The sequence below is a fragment of the Gulosibacter massiliensis genome (genome assembly GCF_900626105.1).
Taxonomy (GTDB): domain Bacteria; phylum Actinomycetota; class Actinomycetes; order Actinomycetales; family Microbacteriaceae; genus Gulosibacter; species Gulosibacter sediminis.
In genome coordinates, this window is record NZ_UYZX01000002.1 from 275,053 (window position 1) to 300,020 (window position 24,968).

Here is a 24,968-nt window from a genome sequence, read left to right on the forward strand (position 1 = left end):
ACCGGGATGTTTCTGTCTAAGCGCGGGGGTCTTCGGGGCGACCGTTCTTTCTGAAGGTCTCGTAGAGCATCGCGGGGATTGCCCGGGCGAGCTCCGCGAAGATCTCCGAGTCGCCCAGGACGTCGTCGATGATCTGCGGGGTTTCGCTGCGGGCGCGCATCATCGCCCGCGCGAAGGCCCGGGGTAGCGCTGGCGACTCCTCGAACTGATGCGAGGTGTTGTGTTGCGCCTGTTCGGCGAGCTCCTCGTCGCGGGAGAGGCGCATGAGCACGTTGTTGAACGTGTAGTCGACAGCGCCGGGCGGGTGTTTGCCGCCGTAGCGCTCGTTGAGCTTGTCGATGATCTTCTGCAGCTCGTCGCGATGCTTCTCGTGCACCGCACCCGAGCCAATCGCGGTGATCGGGTCGAGGCCCGGGCCCTGCTCGAGCGTGAGCTTGACGGTCTCGCCCTTCGAGATGCGGTAGCTGCGCAGCTCGACCTGCGAAATGTCGATCGGCTCATCGACCGTCGCCGTCCGCAACTGCGGCAGGATGCGCCGGAAGAAATAGTGCCGCCGAGGCAAGCCGGTGTCCTCGAGGTTGCGCGCCTGCGAGATGAAGTCGTAGAACTTCACGAACGCCTGCGCGTCGCGCTTGAACAGCAGCAGCTCCTCCTGCGCGGCCTCGTCGCGGCTCATCACGGCCTCGAACCACCGGTGCTGGAAGCGGTCGACGGCGGGCCGCGTCGCGGCGCTGATCTTGCTGTTCGCGTTCGCGCCACCAGCGAGCGCGGCGTCGAAGGCCCGCTCGACCTCCTCCATCGTGTAGATGCCGGCCACGTCGAGCTTGCCGACGAGGTCGTAGATGAGGTTCGGGTCGGTCGTCGCCGTCAGCGATGCCTTGCGGTAGTACGGCAGGAATGCGGCGAGGATCTCCTCGGGCTCGTTGACGAAGTCGAGCACGTACGTCTTGTCTTTGCCCGGGTACATGCGGTTGAGGCGCGAGAGCGTCTGCACGGCCTGCACGCCGCCGAGCTTCTTGTCGACGTACATGCTCACGAGCCGCGGCTGGTCGAAGCCGGTCTGGAACTTCTCGGCCACGATCATCACGTTGTACGTCGACGGCTTGAACGCCTCGGCGAGGTCGGCCGTGCGCACGCCCTCGTTCATCTTCGCCTCGGTGAGGTCCGTGCCCACGTCCTCCGGGTCGTCGACCGTGCCCGAGAACGCGACGAGGGCCTGCACGCCCTGGATGTGCGCGTCAACCAGGTATTTGTCGAGGTACTTCTTCCACCGCACGGCCTCTTTGCGGGAGCCGGTGACGACCATGGCCTTCGCCTTGCCGTCGAGCAGCGGCGCGACAAAGCTACGGAAGTGGTCGACGACGATCTTCGCCTTCTGACTGATGTTCGTCGGGTGCAGGCGCACGTACTGCACGAGCGCCTTCGCCGCGGTCGACTCGTCGACGGGCTCGCTGCCGTCGTAGTCGGCGCCCGGATGCTGCAGCTCCCACGCGACCTTGTAGGGCGTGTAGTTCTCGAGCACGTCGAGGATGAACCCCTCCTCGATCGCCTGCTGCATCGAGTAGAGGTCGAACGGCTCGGGCAGCGTGCCGCCCTCGGGCACCCGCCCGAACAGCTCGAGCGTCTTCTGCTTCGGCGTGGCCGTGAACGCGAAGTACGAGATGTTCGAGGCGCCGGCGGTCACCGCCATCGCCCACTGCAGGTACGCCTCCGAGTCGATCGGCGCGCCCTCGGCGACCGCGGCCCGCTCGTCGGGCGAGAGCACCTTGGTGAGCGCCCCGGCGGTCGAGCCGGTCTGCGACGAGTGCGCCTCGTCGGCGATCACCGCGAAGCGGCGGCCGCGCAGCTCGGGTAGCTGCTGAATCGTGTCGATGAGCGCCTCGAACGTCTGGATCGTCACGATCACGATGTGCTTGCCCGCCACGAGCGCCTCGGCGAGCACCTTCGACTTCGAGTCGCCCGAGTCGCGCGTGATCGACTGCACGACGCCGGCCTGCTTCTCGAACTGCGCGATCGCGTCCTGCAACTGCTTGTCGAGCACCGTACGGTCGGTGACCACGACGACGGTGTCGAAGACGCGCTCGTTGTCGGCGTCGTGCAACTGCGAGAGCTGGTGCGCGAGCCACGAGATCGAGTTCGTCTTGCCCGAGCCCGCCGAGTGTTGAATGAGGTAGCGCTGCCCGGCGCCCTCGGCGCGGGCTGCGGCGACTAGCCGGGTCACGGCGCGCCACTGGTGGTAGCGGGGGAAGAGGATCTTCTCGGTGCGCGTTTTCTTGCCCGTGTCGGGGTTGGTGTCGACGTCGATCTGGGTGTGCACGAACGAGCCGAACAGCTGCAGCCAGGTGTCGCGCTGCAGAATCTCCTGCCAGAAGTACGAGGTGGCCGAGCCGTTCGGGTTCTGCGGGTTGCCCGCGCCCTCGTTGTTGCCCTGGTCGAAGGGCAAGAAGCGGGTCTTCGCGCCCGCGAGCTTCGTCGTCATCTTCACCGCGCTGTTCGAGACGGCGAAGTGCACGAGCGAGCGCCGACCGTAGCCGAACAGCGGCTCGCCCGCGGGGTTGCGGTCGAACTGATATTGCGTCACCGCGTTGCCGACCGACTGCGTGAAGTCGGTCTTCAGCTCGATCGTCGCGACGGGCAGGCCGTTGACGAACAGCACGAGGTCGAGCGCGCGGTTCGGGTGGCGGGTCGAGTAGTGCACCTGCCGCATCACTCGCAGGCGCACGGCCTCGTAGCGCGCCTGCGTCGCCGGGTTGATCGAGGTGGCGGGGCGGAACTGCGCCATGTCGACCTTGATCGACCCGCCGCGCATCGGCACGAAGGTGAACCCCTCGCGCAGGATGCGCAGGGTGCCGCCGTTCTTGAACGGGTCGTTGTCGAGGCGCTTGGTCAAGTTGCGGAGGAGGTCGGCCTTGGCCGCGGCCTGCTGCGCAGGGCTGTCGGATGCGCGAATCGCCTTCGCGTGCGTCTCCGGCTGGGATTCGCCCAGCCACGCGAAGACGTCATCGGGATAGAGGGCAAGCTCGCGGTCGTAGCCCTCGTCAGTGGGGGAGTAGAGCCACCCGTTCGCCGCGAGATGCTCAGCGATCTCGGTTTCGAGCACCGACTCCCGATGCGCCCCGTACATGCTCATATCGCGCTGGCCTCCTTGCTCACATCGATCTTGCCAGTCACGGCCGCCGAGATCAGCGCGGCCCGACGCTCTTTCGCGAGCTCGATCGCATGGTGGGCTGTTTCGATCGAATTGTCGACTCGTGAGGTCTGTGAACTGATCCGCTGCACTATGCGTTTCTGCTCAGACATAGGCGGCACCGGAATGCGCAAGGTTGCCAACTTGTCATTGTTGAGGATCGGGAGAGTATTGCCGACCGAGAGGCCCTTGATTGCGTCTCTAGCTCCAACCATCGCCCAGAATAGGAAGTTAGGGTCCATCGACCAGCTGAGCGACGTAATTTGTTGGTTGAAGAAGATGCCGTCATCGTCGACTCGACCCACTTTGCCGATCGTTGCTCCAATCGTGCAGAGGAGAGTGTCCCCTGATTTGGTTGCTTTGCCTTGCGAGGCACCGAACGGCGTGAGCCATCTGGTCGCCACGCTGCCTGCACCTGTGGTGTCGATGTCGTCCGGTCGTATCCATTGAGCGCCCGGTTCATCCGAGAAGACGTTTTCACCTGAAGGCGTCGATCCGGTTTTCATGTTGACTGTCCAACGAAGCGGCCGAATTTCCCAATGTGCAGGTATTTCGCCGATCCATTCCACGCCGCTATTCACCATCGTTGTGGGGCTGCCAACGCCGTTTGTAACTGCGAACTTGACCATCGCGAACCTACGTTCAGTGAGGAGCGCGATGAGTTCCTCGTTCTTCGCGATGAACGCGTCGATCTGCGTCGTCTCCCGGTCAAGGTAGTCGGCGATCTCTTGCTGCTCGTCAAGTGGAGGTTGTGGAAGCGGGATCTGCTTGAACTGAGACATACGGATGGACTGGCCATCACGGAGCTGGTCTGTCGTTGTCTGAAGCGCTTGAACATACTGAGCGCTCTTGAAAAGGTACTTGTAATAGGCGCCTGATATTTCAGTACGACGGGTGATCACCGTGTAGGCCGCGCTTACCTTTCCTTGAGTTTCGGAGTATTCGAGGCCACCCTGGAAGCTTCTCAAATGGCTAATAAAGTCACCTGGTTCGACGTGGCGCATGTTGTCGGCGCCAGTGAGGTTCAGGACTACCTTGCTACCGGTGATCTGCATGTACTCGGCTTGTGGCAAGACGCCGTATTTTTGCGAGGGAGTGAGATGAACGTCCTCGGGTTCGTTTCGCTGCTTCCGCTCGGTGAAGAGACCTTTCGCCGGAACAATATTCCAGGTGTCGGGAACCGAACCTATCCAGGCCACGTTGCTTTCGCGCAGCCGGTGATTCACTGCTCGACCTCCGCGAGCATGGTGCGGAGCTGGTCCATGACCTCGTTGAGGTCGCGGTCGATCTCCTCGAGCGGGCGCGGCGGCACGTACTTGTAGAAGTGGCGGGTGAAGGGAATCTCCGCGCCCTCCTTGGTCTTCGAGTGGTCGACCCAGGCGTCGGGCACGAAGGGCAACACCTCGCGGGCCACGTAGTCGTCGACATCCTCATTCCATGGCACGTTCTCGGTGTCGCGCAGCGAGGTGTCGGGCTCGGGCTTGCCCTTCGCGTCGGTGCAGACCTCGGCGGTGTCGTCGTGCTCGCCGAGCGCCGTCGTGATTGCCTTTAGCAGCGGTGCCGGCAACAGCATCCGGCCCTTGACCGCTTGCTTCAGCGCCTGCTGGAACTCGCCGCGGTTCTTCCAGGCCAGCTCCGCACCCAGGGCGACGAGCGCGTCGCGCAGTATCTGCGCATCCGCTTCGTTGAGCTTCTTGACGGGGCGGGTCTCGAACACCGCGTCGATGCGTTCGGGCGTCGCCTGCCAGTTGAGCTTGAGCGGCCGCTCGACCGTGATGGTGCGGTAGAGGAAGTCGTCGTTGCGGAAGATCTTCGAGTGCTCGGTCTCCTCGAACTCGGCGTAGAGCTGCACGATTCGCGCGATGTCGCCGCGCGAGAGCTCGTTGCGCTTCGAGCCGAGGCCCTTACGCAGCTTCACGAAGAACTCGCGCCCGTCGATGAGCTGCACCTTACCCTTGCGCTCCTCGTCCTTGCGGTTGCTGAGTACCCAGATGTACGTCGAGATTCCGGTGTTGTAGAACATGTCTTTCGGCAGGCCGACGATGGCCTCGACGAGGTCGTTATCAAGCAGCCACTTGCGAATATTCGACTCGCCGCCGCCCGCGCCGCCCGAGAACAGCGGCGAGCCGTTGAGCACGATGCCGACGCGCGAGCCGCCGTCTTCGGTGCGGCGCATCTTGCTGACGAGGTGGAGCAGGAAGAGCATGGCGCCGTCGCTCACCGCGGGCGTGCCCGGGCCGAAGCGGCCGGCGAAGCCGAGGCGCGCGTGCTCGTCGTCGATGAATTCGCGCTGGTCCTTCCAGTCCACGCCGAAGGGCGGGTTCGAGAGGCCATAGTCGAACTTCTTGTCTTCGAACTGGTCTTCGGTGAGGGTGTCGCCGAGGCGAATGTTGTCGACGTCCTGGCCCTTGATCACCATGTCGGCCTTGCAGATGGCGTAGGAGTAGTCGTTGTAGTCCTGGCCGTAGAGGCTCAGCTGAATGCCCGGGTTCGCGCGGCGCAGGTACTCGTCGGCCACCGAGAGCATGCCGCCCGTGCCCGCCGTCGGGTCGTAGATCGAGCGGACGACGCCTGAGCGCGAGAGCGCGTCGTCGTCGAGCGCGAACAGCAGCTCGACCATGAGCGAGATCACCTCGCGCGGGGTGTAGTGGTCGCCCGCCGTCTCGTTCGACTTCTCGTTTGCCCAGCGGATGAGCTCCTCGAAGATGAGGCCCATGTCGATATTGCTGACGCGGTCGGAGTGGAAGTCAGCGTGCGCGAACTTCTCGGTAACCGCGAAGAGTTTGTTTTTCTGGGCGAGCTTGTTCAGCGTCGTCTCGAATTCGAAGCGGTCGAAGATATCGCGGACGTTGGTGGAGAACCCGGCGATATACGCGGCAATGTTTTGGCGCAGGTCGTTCGGGTCGGCGATGAGCTTTGCCATGTCGAACGGGCTCGTGTTGTAGAACTCCTGGCCCGACGCCTTCGTCAGCTCCATGTGGCGCAGAATCTCGGGCACGTCGCCGAGGCTGTCGGCGAGCGCGAGCACGTCCGGCTTCGTCGCCGCGAGCACCGCATCCAGGCGCCGCAGCACCGTGAACGGCAGCACGACCTGGCCGTATTCAGCCGGCTTGAACGGGCCCCGCAGCGACTCGGCAATATTCCAAATGAAATTCACGTGATTGACCACTGGCGAACGCGTTCCTTCTTCACAACTGGCGGGGCGGGAAGTGCCGATGTTTCTATCTTGCCGCACACCAGCGACACGGGAATTCGTTAAGTGCGTTGTTCAGGATGCCAGGCGAAGCGGCGTCGCGAGGTCGCCGCGCGCATCTGCCTCGACCTCGACCGCATCGGCGCCGAGCCAGCGGGCCATCGTCGCGAGCTCCTCGGCGAGGTTCGCGACCACCACATCCGCGCGCGGCCAGGTCTTTGCGGCCAGCGCATCCGGCTGTTCGGCGAACGCCGAGCGCACGAGCAGCACGCCCCGCGCGCGATCGTGCTTGAGGTCGACGCGCGCGACGAGGTGCTCGCCGAGCAGGAACGGCAGCACGTAGTAGCCGTGCACGCGCTTGTACGCGGGCGTGTAGATCTCGATGCGATAGTGCATGCCGAACAGCTCGAGCAGGCGCCGGCGCTCGAACACGAGCGGATCGAACGGTACGAGCAGCGCCCGCGCGTCGGTGCGGCGGGGGATGCGCGCCCCGGCCGCGAGCCAGAGCGGACGATCCCAGCCGTGCACGGTCACGGGGACGAGCTCGCCGAGGTCGACGAGCTCGTCGATCGCCTGCTTCGTGCTCGCGAGGTCGAGGCGGAAGTAGTCGGCGAGGCATCGCTGCGAGCCGATGCCGTGCGCGCGGGCCGAGATACGCACGAGCTCGCGCACCGCATCCGGCCGGTCGGGGATGGGTTCGGCGGCGATCTTCGGCGGGAGCACGCGCTCGGTGAGGTCGTAGACGCGCTCGAACTGGGCGTTGCGGCGGGATGCGGTGAGCACGCCTTCGTCGAAGAGGATTTCGAGCGCAACCTTCGCGCCGCTCCACGACCAGCCCCAGCCGCCGGTCGGTCGCGCGGCGTGCGCCTCGTCGACGTAGCGCTCGAGCTCGCGGCCGGTGAGTGGGCCGTGCTCGGCGACGATGCCCTGCACGAGCTCGAAGATGCCCGGATGCTTCGCCTCGAGGTTCGCGGCGTTCATGCCGCCCCAGTTGCGGCGCTTCCACATGAGGAGCGGGAACGTCGTCGACGGCACGTAAGTCGCCTCGTGCGCCCAGGTCTCCATGAGGCGCCGCGGGGCCTTGCTGGTCGCGCGGTCGAGGAGGGCGGTGTCGTACGGGCCGAGGCGCGCGAAGAGGGGGAGCAGGTGCGCGCGGGTGAGCACGTTGACCGAGTCGATCTGCAGCAGCCCGATGCGGTCGAGCACGCCGGTGAGCTGCCGCATCGTCACGGTGTCGGGGCGCGGGCGATCGAGCCCCTGCGCGGCGATGGCGACGCGGCGCGCCTGGGCGAGAGTCAGGGTGCGGGTCACTTCGCTGACGCTAGTCACCCAGCCTGGGCGCGTCAACGCGCCGCCCGCTCGGCGTGCGCCTTTGCCCGTCGAGTGTCCCCAAGATCCCACTTTTTCGCCGAAATCTGGGATATCGGGGACACCCTGTGGCGGTGCCGAACCCGCGAGCGTGGCCCGGCCAATCGAGTGTCCCCAAGATCCCACTTTTTCGCCGAGAACTGGGATATCGGGGACCCTCTGTGTCGTGACGTCTGCGTGGTGGCGGGAATCGGGTGGGTGTCGCTGCTGGGAGGGCACCCTCGCCGCAAAGTGAGTTCAATTTACGGTTTCTCGCGCGATGTTCCGTAACTTCGACTCACTTTGCGTGACCGTGACGGGATGCGCGGGCGTGGCCGGATGCGCGGGCTCGGCCAGGCGCGTGACCGCGCCAGCGCGAGCGTCCCAGACCCACGTATCCCGTCCTTGCTTCCCGACCATGGCCCATCCCAGACCGGCGCACCTGCCCGACCTCACGTATCCCGTCCTTGCCTCCCCACCACGGTCCATCTCACACAGGCGCACCTACCCAGCCCCACCTCCCCCGGAAACCGAAGGATGCCCGCGGGCCAAGCCCACGAGCATCCTTCACTTAACCGCTCAACCCAGCGATCAACCGCAAACTACCGCGCGGTCGATCCCCACGTCTTCGAGGCGCCGGCCTCGTCGATGCGCTGGGGCACGCCCCACGGGTTCGAGCTCTGCAGCGGGGCCGGGAGCAGGGCATCCGGCATCGACTGGAATGCGACCGGGCGCAGGAAGCGACCGATTGCCGCGGTGCCCACCGAGGTCGACGAGTCGTTCGTCGTCGCGGGCCACGGGCCACCGTGCTGCTGCGCGTAGGTCACGGCGACACCGGTCGGCCAGCCGCCGAACAGGATGCGGCCCGAGACCTGGCGCAGGGCCCGCACGAGCGACGTGAGCTCGTCGCTCTCCTCGCCCTCAGCAGCCTGGATGGTCGTGGTGAGCGAACCGGTGAAGAACTCGTTGACGAGCGCGGCGTAGTCGGTGCCTGCGGGTACCTCAACGAGCACCGAGAACGGGCCGAACACCTCGGCGAGGATTGCCTCGCGACCGGCACGGAAGTCGTCGAGCGAGACGGCGACGATGGTCGGGGTGGTCCAACCCTGCTTGTCGTCGTCGACGCGCGACGAACCTTCGGTGATGACGCGCACGCCGTTGGCGGCGAGCACCTCGTCGCGCCGCTTGTTGTAGCCGCGGGTGATGCCCGGGTTGAGCAGGCGCTGCTCGCCGGTCGACTCGTTTGCCGCGGCGAACGCGGCGACGAGCTGCTCGTCGAGGCCGTGGCCTTCGGGCAGGAACACGAAGCCGGGCTTCGTGCAGAGCTGGCCGGCCGAGCCCGAGATCGAGGTGGCGAAGCCGCTCACGATGTCGTCGGCGCGGGTGTCGAGGGCGGCCTGGGTGACGAACACGGGGTTTGTCGAGCCGAGCTCACCGTAGAAGGGGATTGGCTGCGGGCGCGCGGCCGCGATGTCGGCGAGCAGGCGGCCGACGTACTCCGAACCAGTGAAGGCACCGGCCTGGATGCGCGGGTCCTTGAGCACCGCGGTGCCGTTCTCCTGGCCGCTGAACACGGCGAAGACGCCGTCGGGTAGGCCGGCACCCTTGAGCGCCGCGGCGACGATCTCGCCCGTACGCACCGAGAGCTTCGGGTGGCCCGAGTGCGACTTCAGCAGCACGGGGTTACCGGCGGCGAGGGCCGCGGCGGTGTCGCCACCGGCGACCGAGAAGGCGAACGGGAAGTTCGAGGCCGCGAACACGACGGTCGGGCCGACGGGCTGCAGTACGCGGCGCAGGTCGGGGCGCACGCCGAGGGCGTAGTCGGTGTCGAGGTAGTCGATGCGGGCATCGAGGTAGGCACCGTCGACGATGACGTCGGCGAACAGGCGCAACTGCACCGCGGTGCGGTTGAGCTCGCCGCGAAGGCGACCCTCCGAGAGACCGGTTTCTTCCTGGGCGATCGCGACGAGTTCGTCGGCGTTCGCGTCGAGCGCGTCAGCGGCGGCGACGAGCGCGGCGCCGCGCTCCTTCGGGTTCGTGTCGGCGTAGGCAAGTGCGGCCGCGTCGGCGGCGGCAACGAGCGCCTCGATCTCGGGGTCGAGCTCTTGAATCAACGGGCTGTTGGTGTGCGGTGTAGTCATTAGCATCATCCCTGAAACTCGTGCTGCTGCCTGCGTGCATCAGCTCGGTGGCGGGCGCAAAAAAAGCGCGCAGCAGCCGCCTGCCGAACGTCCACGAAGCCTATCGCGCGAGGCCTTCCCGAAACCCGAAATCGTTGCGCTGTAGGCGATCGGTGGGCCATCCGCATTGATGAATGCACGAACTGGCACGATCCGCGGCCGAATCCTTGTGTGAAGGCACGAAGACAACACGGACAATGTCCAATTATGGTTGTCGCCGGGTCCCGGTCCGAGCGTTACACGGCACGATTCGGCTCGGGGCCGAACACGTTCACGCACGGATGCGCCGGCAGAGTTGCCGAGGCCCGTGCAGCACCGCCGGGCTAGGGTGGAGACCGCTATGACAGCTTCACCGGTGCTCTTTGACCAGCGCGGCCACCTCGGCCTCATCACCCTGAACCGCCCGAGGCAGCTCAATGCCCTCTCGTTCGAGATGTTGCAGCTCATCGACGCGCAGGTGGATGCGTGGCTCGCCGACCCGAGCATCCGCCAGCTCGCGCTCACGGGCGCGGGGGAGCGCGCCCTCTGCGCCGGCGGCGACATCGCCGAGTCGCGCCTGGCGCTCGAGGCGGGCAACCCGCAGCTGTTCTACGACTTTCTCGCGCTCGAGTATCGGCTCGACGTGAAGCTCAACGAATTGCCGATGCCGTACGTGACGCTGCTCGACGGCATCACCTTCGGCGGCGGCATCGGCCTCAGCGCCCACGCCTCGCACCGCATCGTCACCGAGCGCAGCCGCCTCAGCATGCCCGAGGTGCGCATCGGTTTTCTGCCCGACGTCGGCGGCAGCTGGCGGCTCGCCGAGATGCCCGGCGAGGTGGGGATGCACGTTGCGCTCACCGCGGGCACGTTCGGCGCGGGCGACGCGATCGCCGGTGGATTCGCCGACGCGTTCGTGCCGTCGGCGCGGCTCGGGGAGCTGCTCGAGGCGCTCGAGACTGAGGCTGCGGATGCGGTGGTCGCGCGCTTCGCCGAACCCGCGCCCGAGCCCGAGCTCCTGCCGCAGCGCGACTGGATCGACGTCGCCTACCGGCACGAGCGGGTGACGGATGTTCTCTCTGAGCTGGATGCGCTGGCCGCGGCGGGGCAGGCGGCCGCGGGGGAGGCCGCAGCGAGCATCCGGCAGATGTCCCCGACCTCGCTCGAGGTGACCGCGCGGCTGCTGCGGGATGCGCGGGCCGAGCCGGGTCTGCGGGCCGCGGTCGCGCGCGAGTACCGGGTGGGGATGCACCTCGCGACGGCGCCCGACTTCGCCGAGGGCGTGCGGGCGCCCGTCGTTGACAAGGACAACGATCCGCAGTGGCAGCCGCCGCGGCTCGAGGACGTCGACCCGGCCGAGATCTCGCGCATGTTCGAGACCGACGCGACCGCCGCGCTGTTCGGATAGGCGGCGCCGGGCGGGCAGCAGCGCCGCGTGCAGCCCGATGTCGGTGGAGGCAGGCACAATAGAAACTGAACGGCCCGCGCTTCGGGCCCACACGTCGCAACGCCGCGGGTTCGCTCGCGGCCGAGATTCGAGGAGCACTCTCATGGCCGCACTCGTGGCGGGGTACGCCCGCACTCCCTTTACCCGGTTCACCGGCAAGCTCGCGGCGCAGCCCGCCACCGTGCTCGGCGCGCACGCCGCGAAGGCCGCGCTCGAGCGCGCGGGCGTCAGCCCCGACGAGGTCGACCTCGTCGTCGCCGGCCAGGTGCTGCAGGCCGGCGCGGGCCAGAACCCGGCCCGCCAGAGCTCAGTCGGTGCGGGCATTTCGATGAATGTGCCGGCCATCACGATCAACGCAGTGTGCCTCTCGGGCACTGAGGCGGTGTCGCAGGCCGCGCGCGTCATCGCGGCGGGCGAGGCTGACGTCGTCGTCGCCATCGGGCAGGAGTCGATGTCGCTCGCCCCGCACGTCGCGCCGCTGCGCGCCGGCGTGAAGTACGGCCCCGCGACCTTCATCGACACCGTCGACCACGACGGCCTCTCGGACGCCTTCGACCAGGTCGCGATGGGCGCGCTCACCGAAGAAGGCAACGTGCCGCTCGGGCTCACCCGCGAAGAGCAGGACGCGTTCTCGGCGACCTCGCACCAGCGCGCGGCGGCCTCGGCCGAGTTCTTCGCCGGCGAGATCGCGCCGTTCACGGTGACCTCGCGCAAGGGCGACACCGTCATCGACGCCGACGACGGCGTGCGCCCTGAAACGACGACCGAGTCGCTCGCTGGCCTGCGCCCGGCGTTCACGAAGGATGGCACGATCACCGCCGGCAACGCCTCGCAGATCACCGACGGCGCCGCCGCGCTCGTCATCGTGAGCGAGGCCGCCGCCGAACGGCTCGGCCTCACGCCGCTCGCGCGCATCGAGGCGACCGCGTTCGTCGCCGGCCCCGACAACCACCTCCACTCGCAGCCCGCGCGCGCGATCTCGGCCGCGCTCGCGAAGATCGACGCAGCCAGCGCATCCGACCTCGCCGCTGTCGAGATCAACGAGGCCTTCGCGGCCGTCGGCGTGCAGTCGGCGCGCGAGCTCGGCATCGACCTCGACGTAGTCAACCAGCACGGCGGGGCGATCGCGCTCGGCCACCCGATTGGCGCATCCGGTGCCCGCATCGTCGGCACCCTCGCGCGCCAGCTGCAGACCGCGGGCACGGGCTCGCTCGGCGCCGTCGGCATCTGTGGCGGTGGCGGGCAGGGCAGCGCGGTCGTGCTGCGCGCGCTCTAGCCTGGGCACACGAAAGCGGGCCGGGCGACGCGTTGTGCGTCACCCGGCCCGCTGTGCGTGCGGCTGCCGACTACGGGCAGGTCACCGTGAACTCGAACGGCACGGTGTCAATGCTCGTCGGATCCGAGAGGTTGGTCGACATGGCCTCACCCGAGATCGTGTAGGTGTTGCCGTCGACGGTCGCCTCGGCCGATCCCTGGCCGGTGCCCGCCGCGTAGGCGAGGCTGTTGCCGTGGCCATCGGTCAGGCCGAGCGACTCAACGGTTGCGTATTCGGCGCTCGTGAGCACGGCGCCGAGTGCCTGGCCGGACGACGCGTCGAGGTCGGGCGAGGCGACCGAGATCGCGAAGCCCAGCTCCGAGTCGGCGCAGGTGACGGTCGCGTCGCCGAATTCGACCGACTGGCCGTCGACCGTGAGCGAGAAGTCGCCCGAACCGCTGCTCGCGCCGTCTTCCTCGGCTGCCGAGTCTTCGCTCGTCGTGTCTTCCGACTCGTTGCTGCCGGTGTCGCTCGAATCCTGGTTGCTGTCGGTGGCCGGCTCGTCGGCGTCGCCGCTGCTGCAGGCGGTCAGGGTCGCGAGCAGCGAGGCTGCGGCGACGAGAGAGATGAGGTGCTTGCGGTTCATTGCAGTGCCTTTCTGACGGCCGCGCAGGTCGTTGCGGGGCGCTGCTTGGATGCTATTTGCGCGGCACCAGCCCGCGATAGCGCTGGTCGTCGATCTCAGCCCGAAGGCCGACGACACGTGCTGCTCGGGGCTGGCGCCACTCGCATCGCTTAGTAGCTGGCGCGCTCACCTTGACCGGCGCTGCCGACACGCTTGTGGATGAACGTGTCGGCGAGCTTCTCGGATGCGCGGGCGAGCAGCGACACGTCGGCGGCAACGAGGATGAAGTCCATGCCGTCGTCGAGGTAGCCGAGCGCGACCTGCTGGTCGAACGCGTTGATGCCGACCGGCTTGCCCGCCGCGCGGGCGGCCGCGATCGCCGAGCGCACGCCGGCCAGCACATCCGGATGCGTCTGCTGGCCGATGAAACCCATCGAAGCAGCGAGGTCGCTCGGGCCGATGAAGATGCCGTCGACGCCGTCGGTGTTCACGATTGCCTCGACGTTGTCGACCGCGTCGGCCGACTCGATCTGCACAAACAGCGACACGAGCTCGTCGTTCGCGCGCTTCAGGTAGCTGTCGACGCGGTTCCAGCGGCCCCCGCGCGAGAGGGCGGCGCCGACGCCGCGCACGCCAGCGGGCGGGTAGCGCACCGCGCGAACCGCGGCAGCCGCATCCTCGCCCGAATTCACCATCGGCACGAGCAGGTTCTGCGCGCCGAGGTCGAGGTACTGCTTGATGATGACCTCGTTGTTCACGGGCACGCGCACGACCGGGGTCGCGGGGTAGGCGGCGAGGATCTGCAGCTGGGTCTGGATCGACTCGAGCGAGAGCGGGGCGTGCTCGCCGTCGATGAGAACCCAGTCGAGGCCCGAGCCGGCCGCGATCTCGGCGTTCACCGTCGAGCCCGAGCAGAGCCACATGCCCGCGAGGCCGCGGTCGGCGTCAGCGAGGCGCTGTGCGAAGGTGGGAGGAAGCTCTAGAGAAAACGACATGAAATGGTGCCCATCTTTCCGTAGTCACACACGACCGAGTCGCCGCGCTCGACCCACATGGGGCGGGTGAACGAGCCGGCGAGGATGATCTCGCCGGCCTCGAGGCGCGAGCCGTGCTGGTGGAACTTGTTCGCGAGCCAGGCGACGCCCGTGGCGGGGTGGTTGAGCACGCCCGCGGCGACGCCGGTCTCTTCGATCGTCTCGTTCTTGTAGAGGAGCGCCGAGACCCAGCGCAGGTCGATCTCGTCGGGGCGCATCGGCACGCCGCCGAGCACCATGCCTCCGTAGGCCGCGTTGTCCGAGATGGTGTCGACGATCGTGCGGCCCTCCATCTCGATGTGCGAGTTGAGTACCTCAAGTGCGGGGGTAACGAACTCGGTGGCGCGGATGACGTCGAACAGCGAGCAGTTCGGGCCCTCGAGTGGTGCCTTGAGCACGAACGCGAGCTCGACCTCGATGCGCACGTTGGTGAACTGGTCGAAGTCGATGACCGAGCCGTTTTCGTAGACGGTGTCGTCGAACATGACACCGTAGTCGGGCTCGGTGATGCCGGTGGCGGCCTGCATCGCCTTCGAGGTGAGGCCGATCTTGCGTCCGACGAGCTTGCGGCCGGCGTCGACCTGACTGTCGCGCCAAACGCCCTGGATTGCGTAGGAGTCCTCGACGGTCGCGTCGGGGTAGCGGGCGGTGATGCGCGGGATCACCGTGTGAGTGCGCTCGGCGTCGGCGAGCTCCTCGGCAATCTTTCTGATGTCGTCATTGGCAAGCATGCGCCGATCATATTTGATTTGCCTCCGCCCAGCCCGAATGCCCTCTCACGGTTCCCGCCCTTGCCCTCCAACGGTTGAGTGGTCGTTTTTTGTAGTTTCCAGGCGCTGGAAACTACAAAAAACGACCACTCAACCGCTAGTTGGCGGGGTAGCGCCAGGATGCGGTGGTGGGGTCGGTGCCGTAGGCGTCGGATGCGGTGGCCGGGTCGTCCCAGCCCGGGTCGTTGCCGAGTTGGAGGCAGTCTTCGACGCGGCCGGATGCGCCGGCGATCGTCACCTCGAGCACCTGCGCGCCGCGCTCGCAGCGGCCGTTCGACTGCCACGAGAGCTCGATCGTCGCCGATTCGTTGGGGCCGATCGTCGGGGCGGATGCGGATCCGGGCGAAGCCTCCCACTCGACGTCGATCTCGACGCCGTCGAGCGTCTCCGTCGCGAACGTCGGCGGCTCGCTCAGCGTGACCGGCGCATCCGAGCAGTTGAGTACCTCGACGCCGAGATACCGGCTGCCCGTCGCGGCATCGACGATGCCGAAGCCAATCGCGAGCTGGCTCGTGCCGTCGCAGCTCGCCGGTATCGCGGATTCGCGATGCGTCACCCAGCCCTCAAGCGGCCCGGACGGCTGCTCGGATGCGCCACTCGAGTCGGCCTCGCCGGCCGCGGATGCGCTGGCCCCGTCGACGCTGTCGGGTGCCCCGGCGGTCTCGCCAACATCCGCCTCGGGGATGCGCGACCCGGCCGTGCTCGCGCACGCGGCCAACAGCGCCACGGCCGCCGCGCATCCGGCCGCCGCCCGCATCCCTCGCCATCTCCCCACACCCCCATTCTCTTCGAAAACAGCGTTGAGTGGTCGTTTTTTGTAGTTTGTGAGGCGGAATAACTACAAAAAACGACCACTCAACAGTTCGTGGGGCGGCCAGTCACAATGGCAACCGCTGCGGCAAGCCAGCCAGGCACGCGGGCAACCGCTGTGGCAAGCCGGCCAGGCACGCGGGCAACGGGTCTGCTGCATGGTTAAGTGACATCTGATCTGGCTTGCCGGTGAGGGTGGGCCTGGAAGGATGGCATTGTGCCTAAGCCCTACCCGAAAGAGTTCCGTGACGACGTGGTCCGTGTCGCCCTCAGTCGTGAGCCTGGTGTCACGATCGAGCAGATCGCGAGAGACTTCGGCGTCCACCCGATGACACTGCAAAAGTGGATGCGTCGTGCCGATATCGATGAGGGGGTGAAGCCGGGCCAGTCCCGAGCGGAGGCGGCGGAGATCCGCGAGTTGCGGAAACGGAACCGGCTGCTGGAGCAGGAGAACGAGGTGCTCAGGCGGGCGGCAGCGTATCTGTCGCAGGCGAACTTGCCGAGAAAAGGTTCTACCCGCTCGTGACAGAGCTCGCCGATGCAGGGATCCCTGTGACGGTGACGTGCCGGGTCTTGAAGCTCTCCCGCCAGCCTTACTATCGGTGGCTGCAGAATCCCATCACCCCAAGCGAGGTCGTCGGGCGGTGATGAACGCGCTGACGACGATGCAGTCGAGCTTCCGCGGGTTGGTGATTACCTCGCGCACGCGGGTGTGGACGACGATCGTGTGCGGTTCGGTCGCGACGCTCATCGCGGTTCTCGGGCAGGGCGACTTCATGACGATGTTCGAGAGCTTCTTGACGCTGCTGCTCTACGTGCTGATTCCGTGGTCGGCGATCAACCTCACCGACTACTTCGTTGTGCGCAAGGGCGAGTATGACATCAGCGCGCTGTTCGACCGCGACGGCAAGTACGGCCGCTGGAACCCGGTGGGCCTGTCGACCTATGCGATCGGCCTGCTCGCGCAGGTGCCGTTCATGGTGACGCCGCTGTTCACGGGCCCGCTCGCCGAGCCGCTCCAGTTCATCGACATCGCCTGGCTTGTCGGCTTCACCGTCACCGTCGTCGCGTACCTCATCATCGTCCGCCTCTTCGGCGACGGCACCCGCGCCACCCCGACCCGCGCCGCATCCCAACCCCGGTCCGCATCCGCCTAAAAAAACCAGTTGAGTGGTCGTTTTTTGTAGTGTTTCCGCTCTGGAAACTACAAAAAACGACCACTCAACTGTTGGTGGCGCCGCTCAGGGCAGGGCGGATGCACCGGGCGGCCCGGGCGGCCTTGACGAGCGGCGGGATGCTCGTTAGAGCTGGTTGCCTACCTTGAAGCCCTTGGTGTCGTCGCCGTCGCGGGTGTACGAGAAACCGTCGGCGCCGATGGTCTGCGCCATCTCGGATGCGTCGGTGCGGGCGATCACCGGCTGCGGCTTGCCGTCGAGGTCGAGCACGAGCGAGGCGTCGGTGTACCACGAGGGCACGACCGGGTTGCCCCACCAGTCACGGCGCTGGTTGTCGTGCACATCCCAGGTGACGACGGGGTTGTCGGGGTCGCCGGTGTAGTAGTCCTGCGTGTAGATCTCGACGCGGTGGCCGTCGGGGTCGCGGAGGTAGAGGTAGAACGCGTTCGAGACGCCGTGGCGGCCGGGGCCTCGCTCGATCGCATCCGAGCGGCGTAGCGCGCCGAGCTTGTCGCAGATCGCGAGGATGTTGTGCTTCTCGTGCGTCGCGAATGCGATGTGGTGCATACGGGGGCCATCGCCGCCGGTCGCGGCGGTGTCGTGCACGGTCGGCTTGCGGCGCATCCAGGCGGCATAGACGGTGCCGTCCTTGTCCTGGATGTCCTCGGTCACGCGGAAACCGAGGTCCTGGTAGTGGCGCACGGCGCGCGGCACATCCGGGGTGACCTGGTTGAAGTGGTCGAGGCGCACGAGCTCGCCCGGAATCTGCAGGTCGTAGCGCCACGAGAGGCGCTCGACGTGGTCGGTCTCGTAGAAGAACTCGTAGGGGAACCCGAGCGGGTCCTCAACGCGCACCGAGTCGCCGATGCCCTTCGTGAAGCCCTCGGGGCGGCGCTCGACGCGGCAGCCGAGCTCCTCGTAGAAGGCGACGGCTTTGTCGAGGTCTTCCGGCGTGCGCACGCGGTACGAGAACGCGGCGACGGCGGCAACGGGGCCCTGGCGCAGCACGAGGTTGTGGTGGATGAACTCCTCGGTCGAGCGCAGGTAGATCGCTTCGTCGTCCTCCTCGGTCACGTGCAGGCCAAGAATGTCGACGTAGAACTCGCGCGACTGCGCGAGGTCGGTGACGACGAGATCCATGTAGGCGCAGCGCAGGATGTCCGGCGCTTCGGCCTTCGGGGTCGCGACTGGGTTCGCGGGCTCGATCGGGGCTTCCTTGGTGACGTAGAAGCCGGCCGACGTGCGGTCTTCTTCTCTAAATGCAGACATTGTTCTACTTCCGTGTAGCTATGTGGTGGGGATGCGGGACTACTTGCCGGTGCCGAAGCGCGGGCTGTGCGCCTCGTTCAGCGTGATCTGAATCGACTGCTGCGTCGTGTAGAAGTCGACCGAGCGGTAGCCGCCCTCGCGGCCAAGGCCCGACGCCTTCACGCCGCCGAACGGGGTGCGCAGGTCACGAACGTTGTTCGAGTTGACCCACACCATGCCCGACTCGATCGCGCCGGCGAAGTTGTGCGCGCGCTTGAGGTTCGAGGTCCACACGTAGGCGGCGAGGCCGTACTTCGTGTTGTTCGCGAGCTCGAGCGCCTCCTCATCGGTGTCGAACGGGGTGATCGCGACGACCGGGCCGAAGATCTCTTCCTGGAAGATGCGGGCATCGGGCTTCACATCGGCGAAGACGGTCGGCGCAACGTAGGTGCCCTCGGGGAAGTTCTCGGGGCGACCGCCACCGGCGAGGAGGCGACCCTCCGACTTACCGATCTCGATGTACTCCATGACCTTCTCGAAGTGGGTCGGGTGCACGAGCGCCGCGACCTCGGTCTTCGGGTCGCCGGGCTCGCCGACGATGATGTTCTTCGCGCGCTCGGCGAAGCGAGCCACGAAGTCGTCGTAGATGTCGCGCTGCACGAGTACGCGCGAACCGGCGGTGCAACGCTCGCCGTTGAGGCTGAAGACGCCGAAGACGGTCGCGTCGAGCGCGGCCTCGATGTCGGCGTCGGCGAACACGACGGCGGGGCTCTTGCCGCCGAGCTCGAGCGAGAGGCCCTTGAGCATCGGCGCGGCGTTCGTCGAGAGGGTCGCGCCGGTCGAGCTGTCGCCGGTGAACGAGATGAGGGGCACGTTCGGGTGCTTCACGAGCGCGTCGCCCGCGGTGCTGCCCGAGCCGAACACGAGGTTGAAGACGCCCTTTGGTAGGCCGGCTTCTTCGAAGATCTCGGGCCACAGGGCGGCCGAGAGCGGGGTGTAGCTGGCGGGCTTGAGCACGACGCTGTTCCCGGTCGCGATGGCCGGCGCGAGCTTCCACGACTCCTGCATGAACGGCACGTTCCAGGGCGTGATGAGGCCGGCGACGCCGATCGGCTTGCGGTTGACGTAGTTCATCTGGCGGCCGGGCACGCGGAACGCGTTGTCCTGCTGCGAGACGATGAGGTCGGCGAAGAAGCGGAAGTTCTCGGCCGCGCGGCGGGCCTGGCCCTTCGCCTGGGTGATCGGCAGGCCCGAGTCCCAGCTCTCGATGAGGGCGAGGCGCTCGTCGCGCGACTCGATGATGTCGGCGATCTTGTGCAGCACGCGCGAGCGGTCGCGGTTGAGGGCGCGCGACCAGCTGCCCTCGTCGAAGGCGCGCTGGGCGGCGGCGACGGCGAGGTCGACGTCGTCCTTGTCGCCCGAGGCCGTGGTCATGTAGGTCTCGTTGGTGGCGGGGTTGATCACGTCGAAGGTCTTGCCGGACTTGGCGTCGACGAACTCACCGTCGATGTAGAGCTGGATGTGGCTCGGGAGATCTGCGGGACGAGTAGTCATGCGATTTTCCTTACTTGGTGGGTGATGTGGCTAGGCGCGCGGGCCTCGGGCCTGGTCGGTCTTGGCGTTGAGCGAGCGCAGCACCGCGTTCATGGTGTTGAGCCGGTGCTCGCGCGCCTGGGTTTCGATTTGGTCGTGGGATGCGCCGGATTCAATGAGTGCGATGAGCGCCTCGTGCTCCTCGACGGATGCGGTGGAGCGGCCGGGCACGAACGCGAACGACGATTCGCGCATGGTTTCGAGCCGGTGCCAGCCGCGGCGCACGAGGTCGGCGATGTGCGAGTTGTCGCAGTGCTGGAACAGCACGCCGTGGAACTCCTGGTTGAGGCGCGTGAACTTCGCGGCGTCGAGGAGTTCGAGCTCAGTGAGGGCGCGCATCTGCGCGTTGAGTTCGCGCGCCTCGGCGAGGTTCTCGGGCGTGAGCTTCGGCGCCGACTTCGCGGTGGCGTAGCCCTCGACGAGGCTGAGCGTCTCCATCGTCTCGTGGTAGACGTCGCTGTTGAGCATCGTCACCTGCGCGCCCACGTTGTGGACGAACGTCACCGCGCCCTCGGCCTCGAGCATCCGAATCGCCTCGCGCACCGGCACCGTCGAGCAGCCGAGATCGTTCGAGATCTGCGCGAGCACGAGTCGGTAGCCAGGGCCGAACGCACCCGAGGTGATGCGTTCGCGCAAGTAGTTGTACGCCTGCTGCGTCTTCGAGGGTTCGACGGCGGTGGTCATTATTCGCCGGCCTTCCAGGCCTCGTACTTCTGCTTCCACTCTCCGGTGGGAGGGAAGAGGCCGTCGACCTTGTTGCCGGCCTTGACCTGGTCAAAGACCCACGCATCCTGCTTTTCCTGCTCGAACGCGTCGTTGACGACCTCTGCGAACAGGTGCGGCGGAATCACGATGACGCCGTCGTCGTCGCCGACGATGACGTCGCCGGGCTGCACCGTGGTGCCGCCGCAGGCGATCGTCGCGTCGAACTCCCACGGCACGTGGCGGCGGCCGAGCACGGCCGGGTGCGAGCCGTTCGAGTAGACCGGGATGCCGAGTTCGGCGACCGCGGCCGAGTCGCGCACGCCGCCGTCGGTGACCACGCCGGATGCGCCGAGCACCTGGGCGCGCAGGGCGAGCACGTCGCCGAGGGTGCCGGTGCCTTTCTCTCCGCGGGCCTCCATGACGACGACGTCGCCGGGCTTGACCGAATCCATCGCCTGCTTCTGCGCGTTGTAGCCGCCGCCGAACTTCTTGAAGAGGTCTTCGCGGTTCGGCACGTAGCGCAGGGTCTTCGCGTAGCCGAGGATGCGGCGGCCGGGGTGGTTCGTGGTCGGGCCATCGATCGAGCAATTCTCGACGCCGCGCTTGCGCAGCTGCGCCCAGAGCGTGGCGACGGCGGTCTCGGCGACCTTCTCGCGCAGTTCCTGCGTGATGACGGCGCGCGGGTCGGTGAGTCCGGCTTTCGCCTTCGAGCCCCACGCCTCCTCGCGCTGGGTGTCGTCAACCTTCGGCTGCGCCCCGAATGCCGCCATCTCGTACGCCGACTCGACAACGTTCGTGACCAGGCGGCCGGTCGAGGGCGCGCCGTCGGCGGTAGGCGCATCCACCTCGACCTCGACGACGTCGCCGGGCTGCGCGACCGAGCTGCCCGAGGGCGTGCCGGTGAGGATGATGTCGCCCGCCTCGAGCGTCATGAGCTGCGAGAGGTCGGCGACGAGCTGGCCGAAGGGGAACGCGAGCTCGGCCGTGGTGTCGTCTTGCACGAGCTGGCCGTTGAGCCAGGTGCGCACGCGCAGGGCCTGCGGGTCGAGGTCGGCGGCCGGGATGACCTCGGGGCCGAGCGGCGTGAAGCCGTCGCCCGACTTGTTCTTCACGTTCGAGCCCTTGTCGGCGTGGCGGAGGTCGTAGAGGCCCCAGTCGTTCGCGGCGGTGACGCCGCTGACCTTCGACCAGCCCTCTTCGGGGCTGACGCGGCGGCAGGTCTCGCCGATGATGAGGGCGATCTCGCCCTCGAACGCGAGCAGCTCGGTGCCCTTTGGTCGCTCGATGGTGTCGCCGGTGTTGGCGATCGACGTGCCGGCCTTGATGAAGTAGCCGGGGAACTTGGGGGAGCGGCCGCGCTCGGCGATGCGTGAAAGGTAGTTCAGGTGCAAGGCAAGAATCTTGCCGGGGCGGTTGGTGCGGTCGGTGAAGTCGACTGACATTGCGTTTCCCTTCGCGTCGCTGCGATGCTGCTGCGGGTGAGCAGCTGATATACGAAATGATATACGATCGCCTGCCGAGCGCAAGGGGCATTCAGCAGAGGCTCAGTTTTGGGGGTTTGGGCCGGTGGTTTGGCCGGGGCCCGAAGCGCGGGCTCGTGCTGGATGCGCGCGCCTGGGCTGGTGCGCTGGGCTCGTTCGGGTGCGCCGGTTCGGCCGACGTCGTGGCTTCGGCCGCGCTGGTTGGCGTGGCTTGGCGCGTTGTCGGTGGGTCGGATGCGCGGCGCGGACTCACCCGCAGGTGCGGCCAGGTCCCTTACTCACTTGCTTTGCTGGATGCCCTGGCCACGCTAGCGCGCGAGTCGGAGCGTCGCCTCAACGCGGGCGGGGAGTGACGCTGCCGCTTAGGCGGCACCCAAGCCGCAAAGTGTCCCCGCCATCCCACTTTCTTCGCGAAAAGTGGGATTTCAGGGACACCCTGTGGTGGTCACGACCGGGTTGTCTCATCGAGGTGGCGCAGAGTGTCCCCAATGTCCCGGTTTTCGCGCGAAAAGTGGGACTTCGGCGACACCCTGCGTGGCCAGCGCGAGGTGCGCGCTCAGCTGTCGCCAGCATCCGGATGCGGTGGGGCCATCCGTGCGGCCCCGGCCGCGCGCTAGCCGAAGCCAGCCTCGAGAGCCACCGACACACCCCGCGCCCCACCGAACCAGCCCTGCCAACGCCCCGTCCACATCCCTCGTCCTTGCCCAAAACCGCACCACCGCGAACCGCCACCTACCCCGGAAACGCCAAAAGCCGCCGGGCCTCACAACCTGGCGGCTTCGGGCAGCGAACTCCGACCCCTTACACCTCAAGCTTGTTGAGGTCAGCGCCCTTCGTCTCGCGGAAGAAGAACGACGCGATCAGCGTCACGCCGCACAGCCCCATGACGTAGGCGTTGAACAGCCACGGCTGCTCGAGCGACACGAACAGCTGGTTCAGGTACGGCGCGGTGCCACCGAATACGGCGACGGCGAGCGAATAGGCGAAGCCGATGCCGCGGCCGCGCACGTAGGTCGGCAGGCTCTCGGCCTGCACCGCGGCGAGGGGCGAGTTCGCGAGCGCCCAGATCGACAGGGCGAGGCCGACGGTCAACGTCAGCGTCCACGGCTGGTCGTTGACGAGCAGGCTGAACGGCACGGTCACGCCAATCGCGAGCACCGCGAAGAGAACGTACATCGGCTTGCGGCCGATGCGGTCGCTGAGGCGGCCGAGGAACGGGCTCACAACGACGCAGGCGAGCTGGCCGATGACAGTCGCCCAGTACGCCGCGCTCGAGTCCATGCCCTGCTCGTTGATCGCGTACGTGGTCATATAGGTCATCCACACGTAGTTGAAGCAGGTGACGCCCGAGATGAGCGCGATGATGCGCACCGTCATCGCGATGACGCGGCGGCGCGGCACCTTCGGGTGCTCGACCTCCTGAGCGGCATTCTCGAAGACGTCGCTCTCGCTCATCTTGCGGCGCATCCAGAGCACGACGAGTGCCATGACGCCAGCGACAAAGAAGGGAATGCGCCAGCCGTACTCGCCCATCGCCTCGTCGCCGAGCGTCGAGTTGAGCAGCGCGCCGACGAGGAACGCGAGCACGCTGCCACCGATGATCGACACGCCCGTTACCGAGCCCCACTGGCCGCGCCGGTCGTTCGGCGCGATCTCGGCAATGTAGGTGATGGATGCGGTGGACTCGCCGCCGTGCGCAAAGCCCTGCACGCAGCGCAGTACGAGGAGGAACACCGAGGCCCACACACCGACCATCGCGAAGGTCGGCATGAGGCCGATGAGGAAGCAGGCGGCCGCCATCATGAGCATCGTGGTGAGCAGCACGGCCTTGCGGCCGATGCGGTCGCCGAGCCAGCCGAAGAAGATGCCACCGATGGGCCGCATCAGGAAGCCGACGGCGAAGACGGCAAACACCGAGAGGATCGCCGGCGCTCTGCGAGCGAGATGGTGGTGTGGCTCGACGGTGACGGGTCGTGTGTGGTGGTCTGTGCCATCACGGCGTCCTTTCATCGGTGTCGCGCTCGACGGTGCGCGCGGCAGGGTGGTGGGGTGGGCCCGGGGGAGTTCGGCTGCGGCGCGTCAGTGCACCGGGTGGATGTGCTGGCGACGTTGCCGAGTCGGGTCGAGGGATGGGCAACCCGCGACAGAGAGCATCGTATGTCAGTATTGTCGCCAATTACACTTCGATGCCGGATACATCTCGCCCAAATCTCCAAAAATGGCGCCAAAGCGCGAGCGGCGCGCGGCTCCGCGATAATCACCACATGGCATCTGAGTCGATGAACCTCGCGTCCGCCGCGCACGGGCAGACGGGCGAGCATATCGCGCAGTTGCTGCGCGACGACATTCTCTCGGGCGAGTTCCTTCCCGGCGCGCGGCTCGGGCAGGTCGACCTCGCCGATCGGTACGGCACGACGCGAGCACCGATCCGTGACGCCCTGCGTATCCTCGCCGCGAAGGGCCTCGTCTCGCACGTCGCGAACGCCGGGGCGCGGGTCACCCGGTTGAGCGCCGACGAGTGCGCCGAGCTCTATCGGATGCGCGAGCGGATCGAGCCGCTGCTGTTCGAATACACCCTGCCGCAGCTCACCGGCGACCAGCTTGCGGAGCTGCAGCGGCTTGCGGATGAGATGGCCGAGGCCGAGGATCCTGAGCGATTTGTTCAGCTCGACCGCGAGTTTCACGACATCACCTACGCACCCGGCTCGACGCATCTGCTCGCCGACACGGTGCGAAACCTCTGGGATCGCACCCAGCACTATCGGCGCCAATACGTGAACAACGCGCGGCCGCATGGTGATCGCGCGTCGGATCATGACCACCAGCTGCTGGTGAAGGCGTGCGCGGCGCGCGACGTCTACGAGGCCGGCCAGATCATTGAGCTGCACGTGCGGCGCACGCGCCTCAACCTCGCCGAGCATCCCGAGATTTTCCGCTAA

The 24,968-nt window shown here is 67.1% G+C and carries 20 protein-coding genes; 6 read left to right on the plus strand and 14 right to left on the minus strand.

The annotated features are described in order from the left end of the window. Positions 1–16 precede the first annotated feature (16 nt). The 5 genes from EJL01_RS11120 to EJL01_RS11140 all read right to left on the minus strand — a co-directional run bounded on the left by EJL01_RS11120 (position 17) and on the right by EJL01_RS11140 (position 9,868). Positions 17–3,130, minus strand: a complete 3,114-nt coding sequence (locus tag EJL01_RS11120; protein WP_125107705.1) for a type I restriction endonuclease subunit R — start codon at positions 3,128–3,130, stop codon at positions 17–19. Next, positions 3,127–4,413 (minus strand): restriction endonuclease subunit S, encoded by a 1,287-nt coding sequence (locus EJL01_RS11125; protein ID WP_125107706.1) that lies wholly within the window; start codon positions 4,411–4,413, stop codon positions 3,127–3,129. The genes EJL01_RS11120 and EJL01_RS11125 overlap by 4 nt, the downstream gene beginning before the upstream one ends. Beyond that, positions 4,410–6,356, minus strand: coding sequence for an HsdM family class I SAM-dependent methyltransferase (locus EJL01_RS11130; RefSeq protein ID WP_125107707.1), 1,947 nt, complete (start codon positions 6,354–6,356; stop codon positions 4,410–4,412). Before EJL01_RS11130 ends, EJL01_RS11125 begins: the two co-directional genes overlap by 4 nt. A gap of 99 nt (positions 6,357–6,455) precedes the next feature. Then, positions 6,456–7,691 (minus strand): winged helix-turn-helix domain-containing protein, encoded by a 1,236-nt coding sequence (locus tag EJL01_RS11135; RefSeq protein WP_241209209.1) that lies wholly within the window; start codon positions 7,689–7,691, stop codon positions 6,456–6,458. Positions 7,692–8,329: 638 nt separating this feature from the next. After that, the gene (locus EJL01_RS11140) at positions 8,330–9,868 is read right to left on the minus strand and encodes an aldehyde dehydrogenase (NADP(+)) (protein ID WP_125107708.1); all 1,539 of its coding nucleotides are present in this window, start codon (positions 9,866–9,868) and stop codon (positions 8,330–8,332) included. 379 nt (positions 9,869–10,247) lie between these two features. Here EJL01_RS11140 and EJL01_RS11145 point away from each other — a divergent pair, with 379 nt between their 5' ends. After that, positions 10,248–11,294 carry an enoyl-CoA hydratase/isomerase family protein gene (locus tag EJL01_RS11145; protein ID WP_125107709.1) on the plus strand — a complete coding sequence of 349 codons (1,047 nt, stop codon included), beginning with the start codon at positions 10,248–10,250 and terminating at the stop codon, positions 11,292–11,294. Positions 11,295–11,436: 142 nt separating this feature from the next. After that, positions 11,437–12,609: an acetyl-CoA C-acyltransferase gene (locus EJL01_RS11150; protein WP_125107710.1), complete on the plus strand. Its 1,173-nt coding sequence runs from the start codon at positions 11,437–11,439 to the stop codon at positions 12,607–12,609. Positions 12,610–12,679: 70 nt separating this feature from the next. On the opposite strand, the gene EJL01_RS11155 is transcribed toward EJL01_RS11150, so the two are convergent. The 4 genes from EJL01_RS11155 to EJL01_RS11170 all read right to left on the minus strand — a co-directional run bounded on the left by EJL01_RS11155 (position 12,680) and on the right by EJL01_RS11170 (position 15,792). Further along, complete coding sequence (locus EJL01_RS11155; RefSeq protein WP_125107711.1) at positions 12,680–13,234, minus strand: lipoprotein LpqH; 555 nt, start codon at positions 13,232–13,234, stop codon at positions 12,680–12,682. 149 nt (positions 13,235–13,383) lie between these two features. After that, a complete protein-coding gene (locus tag EJL01_RS11160) occupies positions 13,384–14,208 on the minus strand; it encodes an HpcH/HpaI aldolase family protein (RefSeq protein WP_125107712.1) in 825 nt (274 codons plus the stop codon). Then, positions 14,193–14,978: a 2-oxo-hept-4-ene-1,7-dioate hydratase gene (hpaH, locus tag EJL01_RS11165; RefSeq protein ID WP_125107713.1), complete on the minus strand. Its 786-nt coding sequence runs from the start codon at positions 14,976–14,978 to the stop codon at positions 14,193–14,195. The genes EJL01_RS11160 and hpaH overlap by 16 nt, the downstream gene beginning before the upstream one ends. Before the next feature lie 136 nt (positions 14,979–15,114). Then, the gene (locus EJL01_RS11170) at positions 15,115–15,792 is read right to left on the minus strand and encodes a DUF4232 domain-containing protein (RefSeq protein WP_125107714.1); all 678 of its coding nucleotides are present in this window, start codon (positions 15,790–15,792) and stop codon (positions 15,115–15,117) included. A 252-nt stretch (positions 15,793–16,044) separates the two neighbouring features. Here EJL01_RS11170 and EJL01_RS13130 point away from each other — a divergent pair, with 252 nt between their 5' ends. Together EJL01_RS13130 and EJL01_RS11180 are read left to right on the plus strand one after the other, a co-directional pair. Then, on the plus strand, positions 16,045–16,353 hold the full coding sequence (locus tag EJL01_RS13130) for a transposase (protein ID WP_206427733.1): 309 nt from the start codon (positions 16,045–16,047) through the stop codon (positions 16,351–16,353). Positions 16,354–16,429: 76 nt separating this feature from the next. Beyond that, positions 16,430–16,984, plus strand: a complete 555-nt coding sequence (locus EJL01_RS11180; protein ID WP_241209210.1) for a cytosine permease — start codon at positions 16,430–16,432, stop codon at positions 16,982–16,984. 144 nt (positions 16,985–17,128) lie between these two features. Here the strand turns inward: EJL01_RS11180 and hpaD are convergent, their stop codons facing one another. The 4 genes from hpaD to EJL01_RS11200 are packed head-to-tail and all read right to left on the minus strand — an operon-like array spanning position 17,129 to position 21,990. Continuing rightward, positions 17,129–18,271, minus strand: coding sequence for a 3,4-dihydroxyphenylacetate 2,3-dioxygenase (gene hpaD / locus EJL01_RS11185; RefSeq protein ID WP_125107715.1), 1,143 nt, complete (start codon positions 18,269–18,271; stop codon positions 17,129–17,131). A 39-nt stretch (positions 18,272–18,310) separates the two neighbouring features. Continuing rightward, on the minus strand, positions 18,311–19,804 hold the full coding sequence (gene hpaE, locus EJL01_RS11190) for a 5-carboxymethyl-2-hydroxymuconate semialdehyde dehydrogenase (RefSeq protein WP_125107716.1): 1,494 nt from the start codon (positions 19,802–19,804) through the stop codon (positions 18,311–18,313). Between the two features lie 30 nt (positions 19,805–19,834). Continuing rightward, on the minus strand, positions 19,835–20,527 hold the full coding sequence (locus tag EJL01_RS11195) for a GntR family transcriptional regulator (protein WP_125107717.1): 693 nt from the start codon (positions 20,525–20,527) through the stop codon (positions 19,835–19,837). Then, the gene (locus EJL01_RS11200; protein ID WP_125107718.1) at positions 20,527–21,990 is read right to left on the minus strand and encodes a fumarylacetoacetate hydrolase family protein; all 1,464 of its coding nucleotides are present in this window, start codon (positions 21,988–21,990) and stop codon (positions 20,527–20,529) included. The genes EJL01_RS11195 and EJL01_RS11200 overlap by 1 nt, the downstream gene beginning before the upstream one ends. Positions 21,991–22,517: 527 nt before the next feature. Here EJL01_RS11200 and EJL01_RS13380 point away from each other — a divergent pair. Then, a complete protein-coding gene (locus tag EJL01_RS13380) occupies positions 22,518–22,646 on the plus strand; it encodes a hypothetical protein (RefSeq protein ID WP_284690529.1) in 129 nt (42 codons plus the stop codon). A 184-nt stretch (positions 22,647–22,830) separates the two neighbouring features. On the opposite strand, the gene EJL01_RS11205 is transcribed toward EJL01_RS13380, so the two are convergent. Further along, entirely contained in the window at positions 22,831–24,039 is a 1,209-nt protein-coding gene (locus EJL01_RS11205) for an MFS transporter (protein ID WP_241209211.1), read from the minus strand. Between the two features lie 254 nt (positions 24,040–24,293). Between EJL01_RS11205 and EJL01_RS11210 the strand changes: the two genes are divergently transcribed. Next, complete coding sequence (locus EJL01_RS11210; RefSeq protein WP_164509809.1) at positions 24,294–24,968, plus strand: GntR family transcriptional regulator; 675 nt, start codon at positions 24,294–24,296, stop codon at positions 24,966–24,968.

Coding starts and splice junctions, on each gene's coding strand:
- EJL01_RS11155 (WP_125107711.1), bottom strand. CDS start 13,234: ATGAACCGCAAGCACCTCATCTCTCTCGTCGCCGCAGCCTCGCTGCTC.
- hpaD (WP_125107715.1), bottom strand. CDS start 18,271: ATGTCTGCATTTAGAGAAGAAGACCGCACGTCGGCCGGCTTCTACGTC.
- EJL01_RS11140 (WP_125107708.1), bottom strand. CDS start 9,868: ATGACTACACCGCACACCAACAGCCCGTTGATTCAAGAGCTCGACCCC.
- EJL01_RS11145 (WP_125107709.1), top strand. CDS start 10,248: ATGACAGCTTCACCGGTGCTCTTTGACCAGCGCGGCCACCTCGGCCTC.
- EJL01_RS11195 (WP_125107717.1), bottom strand. CDS start 20,527: ATGACCACCGCCGTCGAACCCTCGAAGACGCAGCAGGCGTACAACTAC.
- hpaE (WP_125107716.1), bottom strand. CDS start 19,804: ATGACTACTCGTCCCGCAGATCTCCCGAGCCACATCCAGCTCTACATC.
- EJL01_RS11150 (WP_125107710.1), top strand. CDS start 11,437: ATGGCCGCACTCGTGGCGGGGTACGCCCGCACTCCCTTTACCCGGTTC.
- EJL01_RS11205 (WP_241209211.1), bottom strand. CDS start 24,039: ATGAAAGGACGCCGTGATGGCACAGACCACCACACACGACCCGTCACC.
- hpaH (WP_125107713.1), bottom strand. CDS start 14,978: ATGCTTGCCAATGACGACATCAGAAAGATTGCCGAGGAGCTCGCCGAC.
- EJL01_RS11200 (WP_125107718.1), bottom strand. CDS start 21,990: ATGTCAGTCGACTTCACCGACCGCACCAACCGCCCCGGCAAGATTCTT.
- EJL01_RS11160 (WP_125107712.1), bottom strand. CDS start 14,208: ATGTCGTTTTCTCTAGAGCTTCCTCCCACCTTCGCACAGCGCCTCGCT.
- EJL01_RS13380 (WP_284690529.1), top strand. CDS start 22,518: ATGTCCCGGTTTTCGCGCGAAAAGTGGGACTTCGGCGACACCCTGCGT.
- EJL01_RS11210 (WP_164509809.1), top strand. CDS start 24,294: ATGGCATCTGAGTCGATGAACCTCGCGTCCGCCGCGCACGGGCAGACG.
- EJL01_RS11120 (WP_125107705.1), bottom strand. CDS start 3,130: ATGAGCATGTACGGGGCGCATCGGGAGTCGGTGCTCGAAACCGAGATC.